This is a genomic window from Psychromonas arctica (assembly GCF_036697365.1).
Lineage (GTDB): Bacteria > Pseudomonadota > Gammaproteobacteria > Enterobacterales > Psychromonadaceae > Psychromonas > Psychromonas arctica_A.
In genome coordinates this window covers 139533-162650 of the sequence record NZ_JBAHZA010000005.1, presented here as the reverse complement: position 1 = coordinate 162650, position 23118 = coordinate 139533, and the positions used below count along the sequence as shown (strand labels likewise).

Sequence of the window (23118 nt, the reverse complement as noted above, 5' to 3'; positions counted from 1 at the left end):
TTACTATTGGCCGTAGATATCAAAGCTAAAGTATTTAGCAGCAATCTTATCGTAAGTTCCGTTAGCACGGATTTCTGCAATCGCTGTATTGAATTGCTCTGCTAGTTTTTTATCTTGTTTACGCAGTGCCAAAGCTGTTCCTTCACCTACATAAGCTTTATCAGTAACAAGTTTTCCTTTTAATGCAAAGTTAGCACCTGCTTGTTTTTCTAAGAAAGCTAATACTAGCTGATCAGAGTTTGCAAAAGCGGCATCTAAACGACCATTTTCTAAATCAATATAAACCTGATCTTGTCCTGTATAACGTTTGATTTCAGCAACATCACCATACACGTCTGTTACATAATTATCGTGAATAGTACCTACTTGCACACCAATTACTTTGCCTTTTAGGCCGGCTTTATCAATATTAAAAGTCGCGTCTTTTGCTGCGACAAAACTCGCTGGTGTTTGGTAATATTTGTCTGTGAATAGCACTCGTTTTTTACGTTCTTCTGTAATACGCATTGAGGCCATGATGACATCAGATTTTCTAGATAACAAACCAGGAATAAGCCCATCCCATGCTAATGTAACCCACTCACAGTTTAACGCTGCTTGTTCACATAATGCGTCAGCAATTTCAATATCAAAGCCAACAGGCTTACCTGTTGCGTCTTTATAGTTAAAAGGCGGGTAAGTAAAGTCAGAAGATAAACGTACTGTTTTTGAACTAGCTGCTTGTAGTGGTGCTATTAACATGGTTGATAATAATAGTGCCGCAATTTTTAATGATTTCATGGTAAGTTCCCTTTAGTTATTTTAATGTTTTAAGTGCATTTAATGTTTCGAGCATGCTCTCTTTAGAGCCGATAGTTATTCGCACACAGTCCTTTAATATCTCTTCGTGTGCTTGATTTCTTGTCACAATACCTTGCGTAATAAGGTGCTGATAAGTATCCAAATGATCTTTGAAGCGGATTAACACAAAGTTTGTTTCGCTACCAAATACATGCTGTACAGAGTCCAATAGCATCAGTTGTGCTTTAAACCATTCTCTTATTTGTATTAATTGATTTGTTTGTTTATGCATAACCTCTAGTCCATTAGAAGATAGTGCCTTTAGTGCTATCTCAGCTGTAGGATCTGCAATAGGGTAAGGAGCAATAAGGCGATTAATATATGTCATAACACTACTATCCGCGAGTAAAAAACCACAACGAATAGCGGCTAAGCCAAAGGCTTTTGAAAGTGTTCTTATGACAATTAGGTGTGGGTATTTATGCATTAAATGTAAGGCACTTTGTTGTGATGAAAACTCGATATAGGCTTCATCAACCACTACCAGCGTTGAATCTTTACTTGCTTCTAATAGAGTAATGATATCGGCTTCATGGATGCTATTTCCTGTTGGGTTATTAGGCGAACATAAAAACAGTAATGGGCTGTTAGGAAGTTGTTCTTTAATCTGGTCTACATCTAATTGAAAATCTGCTAATAGTGGGATTTTACAGGTATTAACTGAAAATGAATCTGCACAAAACTCATACATGCCATAGGTAGGTGGGCAGATAATTATTTGGTCTTTACCTGGGTGGCAAAAGGTGCGAATAAGTAGATCAATTGCTTCATCTGCACCGCGAACCGTTACTGCTTCACAATTTAATTTACCTGAGTTTTGCTCGCAGTACTCAATGTAAGCTTCAGCTGTGTCATGGGGTAAAAAGTCTGGATAGCGATTGTAATGATTATTATCTTTTTCGCTTAAATCACCATAGTTTATCGGTTGCTCTAGTTCATTGGCATTTAACCATAGGTGTCCTTGTCCACCAATGCGGCGAGCAGATTGATAGGGGATAAGCTTTTCAACTGCTTTAGGGACTAACTTCGATGCGAGAGATTGCATTAACCAACTTCCATTTAATAAGTTACAAAGTGAATATTTAATCTTTAACTTAGAATAAATATTCATTTTTTATGTGGGAGCGATTTAAGCAAATCTAATTTGAAAGGTGAAACGAAAAATAGGTATACTAGTTATGCTAAAAAGTCATAGCTAAGAGTGTTGTTAATTCTTCTCCTAAAATACGAGATATCCATGAGTATTCGTTTACCTTCTACCACTGAGATGCAAGCCTTCATTGTCACTGCTGATCACCTTAAATTTACCTTAGCGGCACAACATTTAAATGTGACGCAGGGAGCAGTCAGTCGACAAATTATCTCTTTAGAGAAAAAATTGGATATTCAACTATTTCATCGTCATGCACGTGGTTTAAGCTTGACTGAAAAAGGTGCACAATTTTTACCTTTAGTGAAGCAAGTCATTAATCAAATGAAAAGTGCGGTAGCTGAAGTTGCTAGTGTTCATCCTGTGGTCAGATTAAAAGCACCTAGCTGCATTAGTAATTGGTTATTGCCTAAAATAATGGCTTTTCAACAGGCTTTTCCAGATATAACCATTGAGTTAACGTCATCTATTAAACATGACATTAACTTTTCTTCAGAGGCCTTTGATGCTGCCATTTGTTATTGCGAACAGGTTAGCGATCAAAGCTTAATTAGCCAGTGCCTATTTGAAGAAGTATTAACGCCTGTTTGTGCTCCTTCATTATTACCCGAAGGGGCTGCTCAACTCAGCATTGACGAGATGAGAAAGTTGCCTTGGTTGCATTCCACCCCTCAGCAGCATGATTGGAAACAGTGGCTCGCATTAGCAGGAAGCGACAGCTTACCGGTTAAACATCAACAGCACTTTGCCACGTTAGATCTAGCGGTGAGTGCGGCGAAACAAGGTTTTGGAATTAGTATCGGAGATGTGGTGCTAGCTTCTTCTGATGTGCAAACAGGCCAACTGATTATGCCTCATTCACTGCAATTACGATCAGGGAAGTCTTATTATTTGGTTTATCCAAAAAAGAGCAATCATTTGCCATTACAAACCTTATTAGCTTGGTTAGCTTGATCGTATTTTGAAATAACAGGTACAAAAAAACCGAGAGAAGTACACTACTTGCCTCGGCTTTTTAAATTTCTATTGAAATAAGTTATTCAGTAGTTTCTTTACGAGGAGCTCGTTCGTTAGCTTCTCTGACTTTTAATGAACGTTCTTGGAACTCTTGTTCATTTAAAGCTTCAATTGCATTGGCTGCATCGCTTTCTGGCATTTCAACAAAACCAAATCCACGGCGTTTGCCGGTATGTTTGTCTTTCATTAAGCGTACTGAAATTACTTTACCATGCTCTGCAAATAACGTACGAATAGCCATTTCGTTAGCACGGTAAGGTAAGTTACCAACGTAAAGTGTTGTTGTTGCAAAATCTACTTCTGCTGCGCTTTCTGATGAAGCACTTTTCGCTGAGTTTGCAAATTGGATAAGAAAACCACTTATTACAGCACCGGCTGCGAATAAAAGGGCGCCATCTAGGCTGATTTGGAGTAAAGCAATGGCAGCTGCACCGATAATAGCAACTACAACAGAAAGCAACACTGGAGTGTTTGACTTCATAATTTAATAACCTCAAAAATAAGAAAAGAATAGAAACGTAAGCGTAAATCCATTATCTATGAAAATAGCTCATGAAGCTTTTGAGAATGGGTGGCATAATCCTTGCCATTATCAATCCATTAAAAGCAAGGTCTATTGTATGTCAAAAAACGGTGATAGCGTTAATAGATTGCTTGATCCGCTTTGATCTTGTTTAAGAAAAGTTAAAAATGTGAAGCAAGCCTCGCTATTTGTGGTTGAAATATGAACGCTATGTGCTCGTTTTTTATGCTTAAAGTGCTTTTTTAGGAGAATGTTAAATTTTTATTACATTTAAAGATAACGCTAAAGAACCGAGTAAAGATCCATTTACCGGATAACGCTATAAAGATGGAGATTAAAACAGAAATTCGCTAGAATGCACGGCAATTAATGTACTCGAAATAGACAAATTAACAACAAACATAAAAATTTAGCATTAAAGCGACTGAAAACATCTTTCAAAAGGCGTTAAGTTAGCTGTGATAAAGCCGATTAGCTTGTATCACCATGCAAAATGTAGTCACTAATAAGGTATTTAACGTATTCATGAAAAACATTCGTAACTTTTCAATCATTGCTCATATTGACCATGGTAAGTCGACATTGTCAGACCGTTTAATCAGTACCTGTGGGGGCCTAACTGAACGTGAAATGGCTGCGCAAGTAACTGACTCTATGGATATAGAACGTGAACGTGGTATTACCATTAAAGCACAAAGCGTTACCTTGGACTATAAAGCCGCAGATGGTGAAACTTATCAGTTAAACTTCATCGATACACCTGGACATGTGGATTTCTCTTACGAAGTATCACGTTCTTTAGCTGCTTGTGAAGGTGCTTTGTTAGTAGTTGATGCCGGTCAGGGCGTTGAAGCACAGACATTAGCAAACTGTTACACCGCATTAGAGATGGATTTAGAAGTTGTCCCAATCTTAAATAAAATTGATTTACCTGCTGCAGAGCCTGAGCGTGTTGCTGAAGAGATTGAAGATATTGTGGGTATTGATGCGACTGAGGCTGTGCGTTGTTCAGCAAAAACTGGCATAGGCATTGACCTGGTATTAGAAGAGATCGTGAAAATGATCCCGCCGCCAGAAGGCAATCTTGATGCACCATTACAGGCGTTAATTATTGATTCATGGTTTGATAACTACCAAGGCGTAGTGTCATTGGTACGTATTAAACATGGTCAGATTAAAGTCGGCGATAAAATGAAAGTAATGACCACAGGTCAAGTTCATTTAGTGACTAAAGTGGGTTACTTTACGCCTAAACAAAAAGAAACGGGTATCTTAAAAGCCGGTGAAGTTGGCTATGTTATTTCTGGTATCAAAGATATTTTAGGTGCACCTGTTGGTGATACCTTAACACTGGCTGATAATCCATCACCTGAAGTGTTACCTGGATTTAAACGTGTTCAACCACAAGTTTACGCAGGTTTATTCCCTGTAAGCTCTGATGATTACGAAAACTTCCGCGATGCGTTAGGAAAACTAAGTATTAACGATGCTTCATTATTGTATGAGCCAGAGAATTCATCTGCTTTAGGCTTTGGTTTCCGTTGTGGTTTCCTTGGTTTATTACACATGGAAATCATTCAAGAGCGTTTAGAACGTGAATACGACATTGATTTAATTACTACTGCACCAACCGTAATCTACGAAGTAGAGAAAAATGGTGGAGAAATTGAATATGTTGATAGCCCGGCTAAATTGCCACCAACTAACGATATTAGTGAAATCCGTGAGCCAATCGCTGAATGTAATATTCTAGTGCCACAAGATTACTTAGGTAATGTTATTACCTTGTGTATCAATAAACGTGGTGTACAAACTAAAATGGCTTATCACGGTAACCAAGTTGCACTAACCTACGAAATCCCAATGGGTGAAGTAGTAATGGATCTGTTTGATCGATTAAAATCAACCAGTCGTGGATACGCTTCTTTAGAGTATAACTTTGTTCGTTATGAAGCATCTGACATGGTACGTGTAGATGTCATGATTAATGGCGATCGTGTTGATGCACTTGCATTAATTACACACCGTGACAATTCAGAGAGTTACGGTCGTGACCTAGTTGAAAAAATGAAAGAGTTAATTCCTCGTCAGATGTTCAATATTGCGATTCAAGCTGCGATAGGTAGTAAGATTATTGCTCGTTCAACGGTTAAGCAATTAACTAAAAACGTATTAGCAAAATGTTACGGTGGTGATATCAGCCGTAAGAAAAAACTACTGAAGAAACAGAAAGAAGGTAAAAAACGCATGAAGTCTGTTGGTAATGTTGATGTACCACAGGAAGCATTCTTAGCCGTGTTACACATAGGTAAAGATAAGTAGTTCTTGATTACTGTTTGATTAGGAAAAGTAGTCAATACTTTAGGGAATGCGCTGATTAACCGATCAGCGCATTTTGTATTTTAAACGAGTCATATTAGTTAAACACATTAATTAATATGATTTACATTTATTAGGAAAAAAAATGGCAAACTCATTTGCATTAATATTAGTTATCTTAACCCTAGTAACCGGCATTATCTGGGTTATTGATAAAATAAAATGGGCAAAAAAACGCAAGCAAGCTTATGCTGAATTACAGGCTAAATCTGAGATTAAATTAGACGATAAAAAGCTTGCTAAAATGTACCCTGAAAACCCTATCATTGAAAATGCTCGTGGTCTTTTCCCAGTGATTGCTACTGTGTTTATTCTGCGTTCATTTATTTATGAACCATTTCAAATCCCATCTGGTTCGATGATGCCAACTTTATTAGTTGGGGACTTTATTTTAGTTGAGAAGTTTTCATACGGTATCAAAGAGCCGGTATGGCAAAATACATTAATTCCAACAGGTCACCCTGAACGTGGTGATGTTGCGGTATTTAAATACCCAGAAGATCAACGTGTAGACTTTATCAAACGTGTAGTTGGTTTACCTGGTGATCGTATCGTTTATAAAGATAAAGCGCTCTATATTGCACCTGCTTGTGGTGATGCTAGCTGCGGCGATTACAAAAAACTAGATACGTCTTTCATAGGCGATCAAGATTTTAAACATGAGAGTAATACGGTTAAGGTTTATTCTGAAGTATTAGGTGATGTTGAACACCAATTACTCATTAACCCTTTACGTAGAGAGCAAGTGGAAGCCTACTACCAACAAAAAGATGTATCGACTTATACCTATGAGTGGGTTGTACCTGAAGGTAATTATTTTGTAATGGGTGATAACCGCGATAATAGCCGCGATAGCCGTTTTTGGGGATTTGTTCCTGAGCGTAACCTAGTGGGTAAAGCCGTAGCAAAATGGATTAGTTTTGAGTTTGACCGAGGCGCAGATGACTTCTTACCAAGCTGGGTACCAAGTAATGTGCGTTTTGAGCGTATAGGTAGTATTAAATGAAGATGAAAGAACAAGAGTTAAAACGTTTAGAAAAACGTATTGGTTACCAATTCTCTGATTTTGGATTATTAAAACAAGCATTAACGCATAGAAGTGCGTTAGGGTTGCACAATGAACGCTTAGAGTTTTTAGGTGATTCAATTTTAAGTTTCGCTATTTCAACAGATTTGTATAAGCGTTTTCCAAAAGTTGACGAAGGCGATTTAAGTCGTATGCGCGCAACTTTAGTGTGCGGGAAAATGCTTTCTGAAGTCGGCCGAGAGTTTGTATTAAGTGATTGTTTAATCCTTGGTCCTGGCGAGCTGAAAAGTGGTGGTTTCCGTCGCGATTCTATTATTGCAGATGGCGTAGAGGCGATCATTGGCGCGGTATTCTTAGATTCAGATATTGATACCGTGAATGAATTAGTTTTAAGTTGGTTTGATAGCCGTTTAAAAACGATTAAGCCTGGTATTACGCAGAAAGACCCTAAAACTCGTCTGCAAGAACACTTACAGTCCCGTAAGCAAGCATTGCCTGTTTATGAAGTACTAGATGTGAAAGGCGAAGCACATAACCAACAATTTACTATGAGCTGTCAGATTGAAGGGATGCAACCTGTACAAGGCAAAGGTACTAGCCGTCGTAAAGCTGAACAACTGGCTGCGCAAACTATGTTAACAGCACTGTTAGGTGATCAATAATGTTACCTTACACTGTATGTTATACCGCACTATCATTAACCTTATTAGGAGCTAAATAATGACTCAAAAATGTGGCTTAGTAGCCATCGTTGGACGCCCTAATGTAGGTAAGTCGACGTTAATCAATGCTTTACTCGGACAAAAGGTAAGTATTACTTCACGTAAAGCGCAAACTACCCGTCACCGTATTTTGGGTATTGATACCGATGGGGATTATCAAACTATTTTTGTTGATACGCCGGGGTTACACATTGAAGAAAAGCGCGCCATTAACCGTTTAATGAATCGTGCTGCATCAAGTTCAATTAATGATGTTGAAATGGTCGTATTTGTCGTTGAAGGTACTAACTGGAACGAAGATGATGAGATGGTGTTAAAGAAACTAACACATCAAAAATGCCCTGTTATTTTGGCTGTTAATAAAATTGATAATGTTGAAGATAAAGAATTATTATTGCCACATCTTCAACAACTAGGTGAGCGTTTTAACTTTGCACATATCTTACCTATGTCGGCTAAATCTGGCGATAACGTAGAAAAAATTAGACAGTGGGCCAAAGATATTTTACCTGAGTCTGAATTCTATTTTCCAGATGACTACATTACTGATCGCTCTTCTCGCTTTATGGCATCAGAGATTGTACGTGAAAAACTAATGCGCTTTTTAGGTGATGAATTACCTTACTCTGTAACTGTTGAGATTGAGCAGTTCAAACAAAAAGCAAATGGCGTGTTGCATATCAATGCACTTATTTTAGTAGAGCGTGATGGCCAAAAACGTATGGTTATTGGTAACAAGGGTGAGAAATTAAAAGCCATTGGTAAACAAGCTCGTATCGATATGGAAGAGTTGTTCGATTCAAAAGTGTTTTTAGAAATCTGGGTAAAAGTGAAGTCAGGTTGGGCTGACGATGATCGTGCATTACGTTCATTGGGTTATGGTGATGATTACAGCGGCTAATAGTCGTGAGCATGTTGCTTATAGGGGTTTTTGAATGTCTATAGAGTGTCACAATGCGTTTATATTGCATCGTCGTCCCTATGGTGAAACAAGTCAAATCGTTGATTTGTTTTGCCAAGATATCGGTAAAGTAAGCCTTGTTTTTAAAGGAGGCAGAAGCAGTACACGTATGAAACGTGGTATGGCTCAGCCCTTTACTTTATTACTTGCTAGTTATTTTGGACGAGGCAGTTTAAAAACAGTTAAGTCACTCGAAGCACAAACACAAGTGGTTCCACTGCACGGTCAACGCCTCTATATTGCCATGTATATTAACGAGTTGTTATATCGATTGTTGCAAGCAGAGACTGCCTGCGATGGTCTTTTTGAGTGCTATCAACGTACTCTAATTAGCATTGCCAGAGATGAAGATCCGCAAAAATCATTGCGCTTATTTGAGCTAACTCTATTAGAAACATTAGGATACGGTGTTAACTTCGAGCAAGACGTATACAGCGAAGAGTTGATTGAAGCTGGCTTTCAATATCAATATCAGCAACAACTTGGTTTTTTTGCTAAGCAGGCAATTTGTAAGCCGGAGCAAGTTTATGATGGTCAGGATATTATTAACCTATCGCAACGTAAACTAGATAGCGAAGCTACGCTGAAAATGGCAAAGCGTTTCTGTCGCCAGGCACTGGCTAATTTATTAGGTGACAAGCCATTACACAGCCGCAGTTTATTTGCCGCGAAGTAATACAGTACAAATAAAGGAAAGAAGATGAGCAAAATTTTATTGGGTGTGAATATTGACCACGTAGCAACACTGCGCAATGCACGTGGTACTTGTTATCCTGAGCCTGCGCATTTAGCAGCAGTCGCTGAAACTTCTGGTGCAGATGGCATTACTATTCACCTACGTGAAGACCGTCGTCATATTCATGATCGTGATGTTGCGGTATTGGCGCAAACATTACAAACACGCATGAATTTAGAAATGGCTGTCACAGATGAAATGGTTGAGATCGCCTTAAAAACGAAGCCAACTTTTGTTTGTTTAGTCCCAGAGAAGCGTGAAGAGTTAACCACTGAAGGTGGGTTAGATGTTGTTGGTAATTACGATAAAATTGCCGATGCAGTGAACCGCTTAAACGCCGCTAATATTCAAGTTAGTTTGTTTATTGACCCTGAAGCTGCGCAAATCGATGCAGCTGTAAAAATGAAAGCTGCTTATGTAGAGTTGCATACAGGGCAATATGCAGATGCTGAAAATGAAACTATTCAAGAAGCTGAATTAGCACGTGTTGCTAAAGCTGCTACTTATGGTCAACAAGCTGGTATTAAAGTGAATGCTGGTCATGGTTTGAATTACCATAACGTTAAACCGATTGCAGCTTTACCTGAAATTATCGAACTGAACATCGGTCATGCGATTGTAGCGCGTGCATTGGTAGATGGTTTTGCTGTTGCGGTAAGTGAAATGAAGCGCTTAATGGTTGAAGGGCGTAATCAAAGCCTATAAATGTTTTATTAAAGGCAATTAAACGCATTAATTGTAGTAACGATTAATGCGTTATTTTATCTTATGAGGTATCACCTTGAGTTCAGCTCCCTACATTGAACAACTACGCAAACAATTCCCCATTCTACAGCAACAAGTTAATCAACACCCTTTGGTGTATCTTGATAACGCCGCGACCACCCAAAAACCACAGTCGGTGATTGATGCTATTTGTGACTATTATCAAACTAGTAATGCTAATGTACATCGTGCGAGCCATGCTTTGAGTAATCAAGCAACAGGCTTATTTGAAGCCAGTCGTTTAAAAGTACAGCACTTTCTTAATGCGCATTATTCTGAAGAGATTATCTGGACAAAAGGTACTACTGAGGGAATTAACCTGATCGCCAATGTTATGTCTGCACAATTACAGGCAGGTGATGAGATCATTATAAGCGCTGTTGAGCATCACGCTAATATTGTGCCTTGGCAGATGGTTGCTCAGCGTACCGGCGCTGTATTAAAAGTTATTCCGCTGACTGCTGAATTCACCTTAGACATCGATGCGTTTAAAACACTTCTATCTGAACGTACTAAAATTGTTTCAATCACTCATGTATCGAATGCCTTAGGTATTGTTAACCCCATTCAAACTATGATTGCATTAGCACATCAGTTTGATGCAAAAGTAATCATTGATGGCGCGCAAGCTGTTGCTCATATCGACGTTGATGTGCAAGCATTAGATTGCGATTTTTATCTATTTTCTGGACATAAAATATTTGGTCCGACGGGAATAGGCGTGTTGTATGGAAAGAAAGCACTGCTAGAGGCGCTACCACCATGGCAAGGCGGCGGTGAAATGATTGATACGGTTACCTTTACTAAAGCCACTTATAATCAATTGCCGTTTAAGTTTGAGGCTGGCACGCCGAATATTGCAGGGGCGATTGGACTAGGAGTAGCCTTAGATTTTGTAAATGGTTTAGATTTAGCGCGTTGCCACCAACATGAACGACAACTTATTAACTTTACACAACAAGCGCTAATGCAAATACCTGATGTGACTGTGTTTGCCAGTGAGACACAAAAGTCTGGAGCGATTAGTTTTGTGGTGAAAGGCGAGCATAATAGCGATATTGCTATGTTATTAGATGCGCAAGGGATTGCTGTGCGAAGTGGGACACATTGCGCCATGCCCTTGATGTCTAGTTTACAATGTAACGGTACGATTAGAGCTTCGTTTTCAATATACAATACGCTTGAAGAAGCCGCTGCATTTATTACGGCATTAAAAAATGTTATTCTTATGCTCCAAGAATAACGTTTTATCCCACCATCTAGTCTTTAAGTGTTCTTAAAATACCGGGTGGTGGGGTCTTACTGTCTATGAGTAGATTAATTTGTGACTTGTTTAGGGCTTAATTTAAATGCCTTATTAATCTCTTTTTTATCGCCTAACAAGCGCGACGTAATTGTCCCTGCTGTCATTGCTCCACTCACGTTCAACGCTGTTCGTGCCATATCAATTAAAGGTTCAATTGAAATAAGCAAAGCTGCTATCGTTACTGGTAAACCCATTGCCGGTAATACAATTAAAGCTGCGAAAGTCGCACCGCCACCCACGCCTGCGATACCAAATGAGCTAATAGCAATAATCGCGACTAATGAAACAATAAAGCTAATCTCCATTGGGTCAATACCCATAGTTGGCGCTACCATCACAGCAAGCATCGCTGGATAAATACCTGCACAACCATTTTGCCCAATCGTTGCCCCAAAGGTTGCTGACAAGTTAGCAATAGCTGGTGGCACATTTAACTTAGTAATTTGTGCTTCAACATTAAGCGGAATAGTGGCTGCAGAGCTACGTGATGTAAAGGCAAATGTAAGTACAGGCCAAATACGTTTAAAGTATTGTGCTGGGCTAACTCCTACCAATGAAACTAATAGCCCATGTACGATAAACATTAAGAAAATAGCAATGTAAGAAGCAACGATAAAGCCTAGTAAATTTAAAATATCACTTAAGCTAGAGGTCGCGACAACTTTTGCCATTAATGCGGCTATCCCGTAAGGCGTTAATGCAATGATCATTTTAACTAAACGCATTACTACTGATTGAGCTGCTTCAATGAACGTACGAATTGGCGCTTCCAGTTCTTGCTTTTCAAGCATGACACGACGAGCTGCAATTCCCACTAAAATACCAAAAATTACTACTGCAATAATCGAGGTAGAACGTGCTCCTGTTAAATCTGCAAAAGGGTTAGTAGGAATAAAGCTAACTAACATTTGTGGGATTGTTAGGTCGGCCACGCTCCCCAATCGGTTTTCTAAAACACTAATACGTGCAGTTTCACGCACGCCTTCAGATAGACCTGCTGTTGATAGACCAAAGGTTTGTGTCACCACAATACCAATCAGCGCTGCAATCATAGTAGTGAATAACAAAATACCAATGGTTAATGCACTAATTTTTCCTAATGAGCCTGAGTTTTCAAGCTTTACTACTGCTGCAATCATAGAGACTAAGACTAATGGCATGATCACCATTTTTAACAGCCCAACATAACTGCTACCTACAACATTTACCCATTCTAAAGTGTGCTTAATGATAGGGTTTGTCTCACCATAAAATAAGTGAATAACAAGGCCGAACGTGCTGCCTAGAATTAACCCAAGTAATACTTGGCGAGATAAGGTGCTAGCTTTTCTTTGCTGCTTGAATAGGAACAATAGAATAGCCACAAATATCGCAAGGTTTGCGATAACTGCAATTGACATGGAATTTCCTTAATAATAAATACGAGTGAAATGAATAAGATTGATTTTATTTTCATCTAACTAGGGAGTCAGATGAGATGGGCTGCGATTCTAATCGCCTAGCAAAGAAATAACAAAGTGAGATAAACCATTGCTTATGCTGTTTTAATATAAGTAATAACCAGGAGGTTTTTGGTGTTAAGTTCATAGTTGAAAGTTTAGTTAACCATTAATAAAAGTAATGCGTTTTGGATTTATCATTTATCAGGTTAGCACTAAGGTTGTTAAACAAACTTTATGTTTTTGTCTATTTTAGTTAAAGCTTGGCATAAATATAGTTGATATGATTACTTAATAAATTTATTTTTATCATTTTGAGGGGCTTTCATGTCAGCAAACTTAACGCAATTACTTTCTATTATGCAGCAACTTCGTACGCCAGAAACAGGCTGCCCTTGGGACTTAAAACAAACTTTTGATAGCGTTGTACCACATACTATAGAAGAAGCCTATGAAGTGGCTGATGCGATTGCCAATAAAGACTTTGATGATCTAAAAGGCGAACTAGGAGACTTACTGTTCCAAGTAGTGTTCTATGCACAAATGGCCAAAGAGCAGGAGTTATTTGAATTTGATGACATTTTGGCGGTATTGAATGAAAAATTGATCCGTCGCCACCCCCATGTTTTTTCTACTTCAGAGTTAAAAACAGATGCTGAAATCAATGCAAACTGGGAAGCTGAAAAAGAAAAAGAGCGCCAGAAAAAAGCACAGTCTCAAAATAAACAAGAAAGCATTTTAGACAATATTCCTTTAGCATTACCTGCGTTAACACGGGCTTACAAAATTCAAAAACGCGCTGCTAGCGTCGGATTTGATTGGGCTGAGTTGGAGCCTGTGATTGCTAAAATTCATGAAGAAATTGATGAAGTATTGGTTGAAGTAAAGCGCACTGATTTAGATGAGACTCAACAAAAAGCGCGTATTGTCGATGAGCTAGGTGATTTATTATTTGCTAATGTGAATCTTATTCGTCATCTTAAAGCAAACCCAGAGCAAGTATTAACTCAAGCAAATAGCAAGTTTTCAACGCGTTTTAAGCGTGTTGAAGAGCATGTAAAATTACTTGGCAAAGAGATGGGCGATTGCACTTTGAACGAGTTAGATGCAATTTGGAATGAGATTAAGCACTTACCAAAATAGAGGGAAATTAGATCAAATAAGCTGGTTTTTGATTGTTTTTTAAACACATTAGCTGCTTTTTATACCCTACTACAATTTATTTTAATAAATTTTTTATTACAAATTACAGTTTAAATTTCTTCATTTATTTTCTCCCTATGAAATTAACTAGGAGCCTATCAGCATAGGCTTCTTTGCATGTCAGCTCTATTTTCTAGGTGTCTATTTATAGGTGAATAACTTATAGCATTTGTGGTGTTATTTGTTGGGTAAAAGGTGTTGATGTTTTGTACAACTAAGAATCGCTGATTTATTTATGATATGTTAATAAATATGCAAATACGCATTTGGGTACTAGATTCGGACACCCAAATTACTGAGTAAGTTCATTAACCACTGTTAATAGATTTGACCAGTATAAAATTTTTTGTTTGTAAAACTCACGGAGGAAGTATGAAGTTAGTTAAGAAAATCTCGATGGTTGTTGCTTCAATGGCGGCATTAGGTGCTTTATCAACTGCTAATGCAGATGCCTTAGATACGGTCATTGAGCGAGGCGCGCTAAATTGTGGCGTTGTACTTGATTTCCCACCTATGGGCTACACTGATAAAGACAATCAACCAGCAGGTTTCGACGTTGACTACTGTAACGATTTAGCAGAAGCATTAGGCGTAAAATCTAACGTTATTAATTTAACTTGGGCAGACAGAATCCCTTCTTTAATCTCTTCAAAAACAGATGTGGTTATCGGTTCGACTTCAGACACGCTAGAGCGAGCTAAGTCAGTTGGTTTCACTTACCCTTACTTTGTTTTTAAATTCCAAGTGTTATCTAAAAAAGGCGTAAAAATCGACTCATTTGATGACCTTAAAAACGTTAAAGTCGGTGCTGCAATTGGTACTACTTACGAAACAGAGTACTTTAACTATGCCGATGAAAAAGGTTGGGGAAGAGACAACTACACATCTTTCAAATCAGAGAATGATGCATTCCTAGGGTTATACCAAGGTAAAATCGATGCGCTGGTTTCAACCAATACTAATATCGCTACTAAACTAGCTTCTGGCCAATTTGATGACTTCGTTGCTGGTCCTTACGTACCTAACTACGATGATGTAGTGGGTATTATTGCTAAGCGTGATGAACTAGCTTGGATCAATTACTTAAATCTATTCTTAATCCACCAGGTACGCGACGGTAAATTAAATGATTTACACGTTAAACACTTTGGTGCGCCTGTATCAGAAGATATGGTAAAAGCGTTAATTGAAAACCGATAAACTCTAACATCATTATCTAATGGTCTACTTTTTTAAATAAAGTAGACCATTTTCTTTTATGGTAGAGAGCCCTTTAAATGGGCCGTTTTTACTTTCGTAATATCAACAATTCAAACAAGATCATAATCGCAATATTTATCAGGTAATGGACAAAGTAGCATTTGAGTTTAACTCACTGCAGTTTGAATTATTTAAAGAGGGTATATGGATAGTTATAACTTTCATTGGAATGTTGTATGGGATGCTTTTCCGCAATTATTAAGCGGTGCATTTACAACATTACATGTCTCTGTTTTATCTATGCTAGTGGGGATCGTTGCGGCGGTTTTTTTGGCGCTAGGTAAAATGTCTAACTCTAAATTTTTATCTTTTCTATCAAGTGTATGGATTGAACTTTCAAGAAATACGCCTGCATTATTTCTTATTTACATGGCTTACTTTGGCTTAGGTGCTTATGGCATCCATTTAAGTCCTTACTTATCGGTTTTTGCTGCCTTAGTTTTTGTTAATGGCGGGTACTTAGCGGAAACATTTCGTGGTGGTTTTCAATCTATTCCACCAACACAATATAACGCGGCACGTTCACTCGGCATGAATCGTGTACAAGCATATCGCCATATTATTTTACCGCAAATGTTCAGACGAATTTACCATCCAATGACTAACCAATTTATCTGGTCAATCTTAATGAGCTCACTGGGGATATTAGTAGGGATGAATGATCTGTCAGGGGAAACTCAGCGCTTACAATCAAGCTCCTTTAGAACCTTAGAGTTCTTTATTGTTGCTGCTGCTATGTATTACGTTATTGCAAAATTAGTATTATTTGCTGCGCACCTTGTGTCGAAACGCGTCTTTAAAGGGGAGTTATCATAATGAATTTATTTACTCCTATTTCTTGGAATGATGCAGGCTTCATTCTAACGGGTGTATTAAACACCGTTTACATCTCTGTGGTTGCGATCTTCTTTGGTACTATTCTAGGTTTGGTACTGGGTTTTGCTAGAGCAGAAGGTAACAAGATAGTGAATATGTGTTTAGGCGGTGTACTAGACATTTTAAAGTCAGTTCCATTAATCATTCAACTTATCTTATTCAGCACTTTTATAGGTGCAATGGGCTATCCACTTGATCCGTTTGTTGCTGGTTCAATTATTTTATCACTATATACCATGGCGTTTATGGTCGAGGTATTTAGAAGTGGTTTTGATAATGTACCTCATGCCACGAAAAAAGCAGCTCGTTCACTCGGCATGAGTTATTGGCAAACAGTACGACATATCAGTATTCCAATTGGCATGAGATCAGTCTTACCATCATGGATAGGCGTTGGACTGAGTGTTATTAAAGACTCCGCGTTAGTCTCTGTTATTGGTTATATGGAATTGTTAAGAACTGCTGAGCAGTTGATATCACGCTCACAACAAGCCGTGATGATTTTAGTCGGCGTAGGGTTATTTTATTTTTTGATCTCTTACCCATTGTCGCTTTATGGTAAATACATAGAAAGGAAAATGACAAGATGATAGAAATCAAAGGTGTTCATAAATCTTTTGGTGATTTAGAAGTATTAAAAGGCATTGATCTAGACGTTAAAAAAGGTGAAGTGGTTAGTATTATCGGTGCTAGTGGTAGTGGTAAATCAACGCTTTTATATTGTATTAATGCCATTGAAGCAATTAATGGCGGTCAAATATTAGTAGACGGCGTGGATGTTCATGATAAAAATACCGATAAAAACCAACTAAGACAAAATTTAGGCATGGTCTTCCAACAATGGAACTCTTTCCCGCACTTAACGGTATTAGAAAATGCCGCATTAGCACCACAAGTGGTAAAAGGCTTTAGTAAAGAAAAAGCCGAAGAGATAGCAACGAAGGAGCTTACCCATGTTGGTTTAGGAGATAAGTTACATGAGTATCCAACCAAAATGTCAGGCGGACAGCAGCAACGTTTAGCAATAGCTCGAGCGTTAGCGATGGATCCACCGTATATGTTGTTTGATGAAGTGACTTCCGCATTGGATCCAGAGTTAGTGGGGGAAGTATTAGACACACTAAGGTTACTTCGTGATGATGGCATGACTATGATTTGTGTTACCCATGAAATAGCTTTTGCTAAAGAAGTCTCTGATAAAGTAGCTTTCTTCCATAAAGGCTTAATTGAAGAGATGGGGACACCGCAACAAGTACTAGAAAACCCACAAAAAGAGCGTACTAAGCAGTTCTTAAGTAAAGTGCTTTAACCGCTTCAAAAAAACGGCGCAGTTAGCGCCGTTTTTTTATTTTTAGCTAAACTTAAACGATTAAACATTATGAAATAAGCAGAATATCAATAGATAGTAGTAAGATGATATTTACTACATGTGCAGCAGTAATATTGTTAAGTAATAGCAATTATATATTGCAGTGATCGGGTTGTTCTCAAAAAAACACCATTTATGCATTAAAATGCTTTTATCGTTTGTCGAGGATAGCGGTACTTGTTATACTGTTGTCCCATCTAAATGTTCAATTTTCTTCCATTTTGATAAAGCGGTCACACTTTAAAAATCTTAACTTTAATAATTAACAAGTTAGGCTCTTTTAGCGTGTGATTTTTTTATTGGGGAATAAAATTAACACTCCTTTTCTCTTAATGGCTCAGGGTTATTATGACAACAAAATATATATTCGTAACTGGTGGTGTTGTTTCATCACTTGGTAAAGGTATTGCAGCAGGCTCTCTTGCAGCAATTTTAGAAGCGCGTGGTTTAGACGTAACGATTCTAAAACTTGACCCATATATTAACGTTGACCCGGGTACAATGAGCCCAATTCAGCACGGTGAAGTATTTGTGACTGACGACGGTGCTGAAACCGATCTTGACTTAGGTCACTACGAACGTTTTATTCGTACCAAGATGACTAAACGTAATAACTTTACAACGGGCCGTATCTATTCTGACGTATTAGCAAAAGAGCGTCGTGGCGATTACCTTGGCGCGACTATTCAGGTAATTCCACATATCACTAATGAAATTCAAGCTCGCGTTATCGCTGGTGGTGAAGGCCATGATGTAGCTATCGTTGAATTAGGTGGGACTGTAGGTGATATTGAATCACAACCGTTCCTTGAAGCCATTCGCCAATTAGGTTTAAAAGTAGGTCGTGAAAATGCAATGTTTATGCATCTAACATTATTACCTTACCTAAAAACAGCAGGTGAGGTTAAAACTAAACCAACACAACATTCTGTAAAAGAGTTGCGCAGTTTAGGTATTCAACCAGATATTCTTGTTTGTCGTAGTGAAGTCAGCTTCCCAGCGAATGAACGCGCTAAGATTGCATTATTCTGTAATGTGCAAGAAAAATCAGTTATCTCACTACGCGACGTAGATTCTATCTATAAAATTCCTGCATTATTAAAACAACAGGGTTTAGATCAAATCTGTGTTGAGCGTTTTGGTTTAGATTGTCCTGAAGCTAACTTAAGTGAATGGTCAAAGGTTGTTGCAGAAGAAGCAAATACAACCAGTGAAGTTATTATTGGTATGGTTGGTAAATACACTGAATTACCAGATGCATACAAATCAGTGAATGAAGCACTGAAACACGGTGGCTTAAAAAGTGCTGCGACAGTGAAGATTAAATATATTGATTCACAAGATGTAGAGATTAAAGGTTTATCACTACTTGAAGGCGTTGATGCAATCTTAATCCCAGGTGGATTTGGTGAGCGTGGTGTAGAGGGCAAAATCCTTGCTGCACAATATGCTCGTGAAAATAAGATCCCTTACTTAGGCATTTGTTTAGGTATGCAAGTGGCATTAATTGAGTTTGCTCGTAATGTCGCTGGTCTTAAAAATGCACACTCAACAGAATTTGATGAAAAATCTGAAAACCCAGTAGTTGGTTTAATTACTGAGTGGATTGATAAATCAGGTGAAGTTGAACAGCGTACTGAAGATTCTGACTTAGGTGGTACAATGCGAGTAGGTTCGCAGAAATGTCACTTAGCGGATAACTCTAAAGTATTGGAAATGTACGGTAGCAAGGAAATATTTGAGCGCCACCGTCATCGTTATGAAGTAAATAACAACCTATTACCAGCAATTAAGAAAGCGGGTTTACAGATCACTGGTTTATCAGAAGATAAGAAACTAGTAGAAATCATTGAAAACCCAAATCATCCTTGGTTTGTTGCTGCGCAATTCCATCCGGAATTCACATCAACACCACGCGATGGTCATCCTTTATTTAAAGGGTTTATAAAAGCTGCGATAGATCATCAACAAGGTCGTTTTTCATAGTTTTTGTTGACCCGATCGCATTAGTTTGTTAAAAAATTACACATTAAAAGGCTGTGGTCACAAATCACAGCTTGTAATGAAGAATTTTTAAAATTTATTTTTATTAAAACAAAGGAAAAATCATGTCAAACATCGTTAAAGTACTTGGTCGTGAAATCATGGATTCACGTGGTAACCCAACTGTAGAAGCTGAAGTTCATCTAGCAGACGGTTCTATCGGTATGGCTGCTGCTCCATCTGGCGCATCTACTGGTTCTCGTGAAGCACTTGAATTACGTGACGGCGACAAAGCTCGTTACCTAGGTAAAGGTGTACTTAAAGCTGTTGAAGCTGTAAACGGTCCAATCGCTGAAGCACTAGCTGGTAAAGATGCACTAGCACAAGCTGAGCTTGACCAAATCATGATCGACCTAGACGGAACAGAAAACAAAGCTAAATTCGGCGCAAACGCTATCCTAGCTGTTTCTCTAGCTGCTGCTAAAGCTGCTGCAATCTCTAAAAAAGTACCTCTATACGCTCACATTGCTGATCTAAACGGTACTTCTGGTGTTTACTCTATGCCTCTTCCAATGATGAACATCATCAATGGTGGTGAGCACGCAGATAACTCTGTAGACATCCAAGAATTTATGATCCAACCTGTTGGCGCTGCTAACTTCCGTGAAGGCCTACGTATGGGTGCTGAAGTATTCCATAGCCTTGCTAAAGTACTTAAAGCTGACGGTCATTCAACAGCTGTTGGTGATGAAGGTGGTTTCGCTCCAAACCTTGCTTCTAACGAAGCTGCACTTGCTGCAATCAAAGTTGCTGTTGCAAACGCTGGTTACGAGCTAGGTAAAGACATCACATTAGCGATGGACTGTGCTGCGTCTGAGTTCTACGACAAAGAAGCAAACATCTACGACCTTAAAGGTGAAGGCAAAAAATTCACTTCAGAAGAGTTCAACTTCTTCCTTAAAGATCTTACTGAACAGTACCCAATCGTTTCTATCGAAGATGGTCTTGACGAGTCTGACTGGGATGGTTTCGCACACCAAACTAAACTAATGGGTGATAAAATCCAATTGGTTGGTGACGATCTATTCGTAACAAACACTAAGATTCTTAAGCGTGGTATCGACAACGGTATTGCTAACTCAATCTTAATCAAATTCAACCAAATCGGTTCTTTAACTGAAACTTTAGCTGCAATCAAAATGGCTAAAGATGCTGGTTTCACTGTTGTTATCTCTCACCGTTCAGGTGAAACTGAAGATGCAACTATCGCAGACCTAGCCGTTGGTACAGCTGCTGGCCAAATCAAAACTGGTTCTTTAAGCCGTTCTGATCGTGTTGCTAAGTACAACCAACTTCTACGTATCGAAGAAGCGCTAGGTTCAAAAGCACCTTACAACGGTCTTAAAGAAGTTAAAGGTCAGTAATTTGACTGGTGCATAGCACCTCATAACTTCAGTCTTAAAGAAGTTAAAGGTCAGTAATTCTTTAAATAGAATATGATTTTTAAATTTTAAGATTTAAATCCTCACTTCGGTGGGGATTTTTTTTGCCTATTATTTGGTGAAAGAGCATTAAGCCGTTCTGATCGTATTGCTACTCTTTATTAACTACGGGCAACCAACTTCTACGTATCGAAGAAGCGCTAGGTTCAAAAGCACCTTACAACGGTCTTAAAGAAGTTAAAAGTCAGTAATTTGACTGGTGCATAGCACCTCATAACTTCAGTCTTAAAGAAGTTAAAGGTCAGTAATTCTTTAAATAGAATATGATTTTTAAATTTTAAGATTTAAATTCTCACTTCGGTGGGGATTTTTTTGCTTGTTATTTGGTGCAATTACAGATGCAAAGCACCCCCATAACTTCAGCCTTAAAGCAGTTAAAGGTCAGTAATTCTGATTTTTAAGATTTAAATCCTCACTTCGGTGGGGATTTTTTTTAGCTACTATTTTAATAAAGAATATTAAGCAACTCTAATCTTGTTGTTACTTTTTATTAATTACGGCCAACCAATAATACCTACAACATATTAATGTAATCGGTATTATTTTAACTTGATGATTAATTAGCTTTAATAGCCAAAATACTAATCCCCATCCCTATAAATAACCCTCCACTGATACGATGGAACCATTTCACATTATTGACGTTAGATAAAAATCCTTTCGCTCGGTTTGCTAAATATCCATAGGTGGATAAAGATAGAAATGAGAAAAACATAAATATTAACGTCATGATTACGAATTGGCTGAAAATTGGCTGGTCAGTATTGAGAAATTGAGGAAACAAAGCTGTAAAAAATATAATAGGTTTGGGGTTAGTGACAGAGACAAAAAAACCTTCTTTAAAATATGAGAAAAGGCCTTTTATTTGATGAGTGACTTCTCCTGATTTTTTTACTTTGAGGCTATTGCTAGTACGAATTTGTTTAATCCCTAAATAGATTAGGTAGATAACTCCAATACTTTTAACAATCATAAATACAGTTGATGAAGCTAATAAAATTGCACTCAAGCCACTGATCGAAAGTATAGAAAGTAACATTAAACCGATAATATTACCAAAGGCAGAGGCGGTGACACATCTTAAACCATTAACTGCACCATTATAAACGGCCAAAAATATCGCAGGACCAGGACTTATTATGTAAAAAAATGAGACTAAAAGGTAAACTATCAAAGTGTCGTAATTCATGCTTTATAAATTCCCTATTACATTTATTTTATCATTGAAGTCGCGTAGCGACTTTTGTAGTGACTCATGTCCATATTAACTAGGTGGCCAAAATCACTGTAGCACTACAAATACACTAAAACTATAATATTAAGTTGTAACTATCGTTAAATCGTATCTTATTGAGGCAACTCAGCGTAAAATGCGCGTTTTTATTTAGCGGTTGGAATTATCATGCCTTTAATTATTGAGATCCTTGGTTGGACAAGTGTGTTCTTTTACATCTTTTTAATGGTGTTTAATGGTATGAAGAACATACGATTAGCTTCATTTCTTTCGGTTATTAATGATGTCTCGTGGGGGATCTTGATCGGTGTAATGCCTAAGGTTTTACTAAACCTAGTCGTTGGCAGTGTTACCCTTTACCGTTATTTATGTGATTTTACTGAGTTGTCTACTCGAATAACTAAACTTATCTTAGTTATCATGATTGCCTTTTTGACTTATGCGACTTATTTTTCAGTTAATGACTACCTTGCTAACCCATCGTTAGGTTTATTATTAACCTGGGTGGACTTTGCTGTTATTTTAACTGCGCTGAGTGTTAAGAAAATACGTCTCTTTCAGTTCTTTATGTGGTTATCAGCCTTCGTTGGTGGGTACGCTTATTATCTATTAGGCATTGATCAGATGGTCGTTATTAAAATGATTGTTGGATTAATTATGACCCATAAATTATTCATTCATCCTTTATTTCCTCAGGTAGAAAGCAAATTACTTTTCTGGAAAAAGTAGTATTCACTTAAATTAAAAGCTAACAACCCAATTTAGCATGATTGGGTTGATTTTAATTTTCAGTGTAATGTGGGATGATTAACCTTTTATTATTGAG

General features: G+C 37.9%; 21 protein-coding genes. 16 read left to right on the top strand and 5 right to left on the bottom strand.

Features of this window, described 5'->3' with window-relative positions:
• Positions 1-3 precede the first annotated feature (3 nt).
• Positions 4-780: a transporter substrate-binding domain-containing protein gene (locus V5290_RS07545; RefSeq protein WP_333383555.1), complete on the bottom strand. Its 777-nt coding sequence runs from the start codon at positions 778-780 to the stop codon at positions 4-6.
• A 16-nt stretch (positions 781-796) separates the two neighbouring features.
• Positions 797-1885: a histidinol-phosphate transaminase gene (gene hisC, locus V5290_RS07540; protein ID WP_333383552.1), complete on the bottom strand. Its 1089-nt coding sequence runs from the start codon at positions 1883-1885 to the stop codon at positions 797-799.
• A 192-nt stretch (positions 1886-2077) separates the two neighbouring features.
• On the opposite strand from hisC, the gene V5290_RS07535 reads away from it, so the two are divergent.
• Positions 2078-2944 (top strand): LysR substrate-binding domain-containing protein, encoded by an 867-nt coding sequence (locus V5290_RS07535; RefSeq protein WP_333383549.1) that lies wholly within the window; start codon positions 2078-2080, stop codon positions 2942-2944.
• Positions 2945-3026: 82 nt separating this feature from the next.
• On the opposite strand, the gene V5290_RS07530 is transcribed toward V5290_RS07535, so the two are convergent.
• Positions 3027-3488 (bottom strand): RNA-binding protein, encoded by a 462-nt coding sequence (locus V5290_RS07530; protein WP_333383546.1) that lies wholly within the window; start codon positions 3486-3488, stop codon positions 3027-3029.
• A gap of 567 nt (positions 3489-4055) precedes the next feature.
• Between V5290_RS07530 and lepA the strand changes: the two genes are divergently transcribed.
• The 7 genes from lepA to V5290_RS07495 all read left to right on the top strand — a co-directional run bounded on the left by lepA (position 4056) and on the right by V5290_RS07495 (position 11363).
• On the top strand, positions 4056-5852 hold the full coding sequence (gene lepA / locus V5290_RS07525; RefSeq protein WP_333383542.1) for a translation elongation factor 4: 1797 nt from the start codon (positions 4056-4058) through the stop codon (positions 5850-5852).
• A gap of 142 nt (positions 5853-5994) precedes the next feature.
• A complete protein-coding gene (gene lepB, locus V5290_RS07520; protein ID WP_333383539.1) occupies positions 5995-6915 on the top strand; it encodes a signal peptidase I in 921 nt (306 codons plus the stop codon).
• Positions 6912-7598, top strand: a complete 687-nt coding sequence (gene rnc, locus V5290_RS07515; RefSeq protein WP_333383536.1) for a ribonuclease III — start codon at positions 6912-6914, stop codon at positions 7596-7598. The genes lepB and rnc overlap by 4 nt, the downstream gene beginning before the upstream one ends.
• Positions 7599-7656: 58 nt before the next feature.
• Positions 7657-8559 (top strand): GTPase Era, encoded by a 903-nt coding sequence (gene era, locus V5290_RS07510; protein WP_333383533.1) that lies wholly within the window; start codon positions 7657-7659, stop codon positions 8557-8559.
• A 34-nt stretch (positions 8560-8593) separates the two neighbouring features.
• Positions 8594-9295 (top strand): DNA repair protein RecO, encoded by a 702-nt coding sequence (gene recO, locus V5290_RS07505; protein WP_333383531.1) that lies wholly within the window; start codon positions 8594-8596, stop codon positions 9293-9295.
• A 24-nt stretch (positions 9296-9319) separates the two neighbouring features.
• Positions 9320-10060, top strand: coding sequence for a pyridoxine 5'-phosphate synthase (gene pdxJ, locus V5290_RS07500; protein WP_333383528.1), 741 nt, complete (start codon positions 9320-9322; stop codon positions 10058-10060).
• Between the two features lie 76 nt (positions 10061-10136).
• Positions 10137-11363 (top strand): cysteine desulfurase, encoded by a 1227-nt coding sequence (locus V5290_RS07495; RefSeq protein WP_333383526.1) that lies wholly within the window; start codon positions 10137-10139, stop codon positions 11361-11363.
• Between the two features lie 74 nt (positions 11364-11437).
• On the opposite strand, the gene V5290_RS07490 is transcribed toward V5290_RS07495, so the two are convergent.
• On the bottom strand, positions 11438-12826 hold the full coding sequence (locus V5290_RS07490; RefSeq protein ID WP_333383524.1) for an L-cystine transporter: 1389 nt from the start codon (positions 12824-12826) through the stop codon (positions 11438-11440).
• Between the two features lie 366 nt (positions 12827-13192).
• On the opposite strand from V5290_RS07490, the gene mazG reads away from it, so the two are divergent.
• The 7 genes from mazG to eno all read left to right on the top strand — a co-directional run bounded on the left by mazG (position 13193) and on the right by eno (position 20980).
• Positions 13193-14008, top strand: coding sequence for a nucleoside triphosphate pyrophosphohydrolase (gene mazG, locus V5290_RS07485; protein WP_333383522.1), 816 nt, complete (start codon positions 13193-13195; stop codon positions 14006-14008).
• A 432-nt stretch (positions 14009-14440) separates the two neighbouring features.
• Complete coding sequence (locus V5290_RS07480) at positions 14441-15268, top strand: transporter substrate-binding domain-containing protein (protein WP_290039949.1); 828 nt, start codon at positions 14441-14443, stop codon at positions 15266-15268.
• Positions 15269-15472: 204 nt separating this feature from the next.
• On the top strand, positions 15473-16144 hold the full coding sequence (locus V5290_RS07475; protein ID WP_333383515.1) for an amino acid ABC transporter permease: 672 nt from the start codon (positions 15473-15475) through the stop codon (positions 16142-16144).
• Positions 16144-16794 carry an amino acid ABC transporter permease gene (locus V5290_RS07470; RefSeq protein WP_333383513.1) on the top strand — a complete coding sequence of 217 codons (651 nt, stop codon included), beginning with the start codon at positions 16144-16146 and terminating at the stop codon, positions 16792-16794. The genes V5290_RS07475 and V5290_RS07470 overlap by 1 nt, the downstream gene beginning before the upstream one ends.
• Complete coding sequence (locus V5290_RS07465) at positions 16791-17513, top strand: amino acid ABC transporter ATP-binding protein (RefSeq protein ID WP_290039946.1); 723 nt, start codon at positions 16791-16793, stop codon at positions 17511-17513. The genes V5290_RS07470 and V5290_RS07465 overlap by 4 nt, the downstream gene beginning before the upstream one ends.
• A gap of 408 nt (positions 17514-17921) precedes the next feature.
• On the top strand, positions 17922-19559 hold the full coding sequence (locus V5290_RS07460; protein WP_333383509.1) for a CTP synthase: 1638 nt from the start codon (positions 17922-17924) through the stop codon (positions 19557-19559).
• 122 nt (positions 19560-19681) lie between these two features.
• A complete protein-coding gene (gene eno, locus V5290_RS07455) occupies positions 19682-20980 on the top strand; it encodes a phosphopyruvate hydratase (protein ID WP_290039944.1) in 1299 nt (432 codons plus the stop codon).
• A gap of 634 nt (positions 20981-21614) precedes the next feature.
• Here the strand turns inward: eno and V5290_RS07450 are convergent.
• Positions 21615-22247 (bottom strand): LysE family translocator, encoded by a 633-nt coding sequence (locus V5290_RS07450; protein ID WP_333383506.1) that lies wholly within the window; start codon positions 22245-22247, stop codon positions 21615-21617.
• Between the two features lie 213 nt (positions 22248-22460).
• On the opposite strand from V5290_RS07450, the gene V5290_RS07445 reads away from it, so the two are divergent.
• On the top strand, positions 22461-23021 hold the full coding sequence (locus V5290_RS07445; protein WP_333383503.1) for a phosphopyruvate hydratase: 561 nt from the start codon (positions 22461-22463) through the stop codon (positions 23019-23021).
• Positions 23022-23118 lie beyond the last annotated feature (97 nt).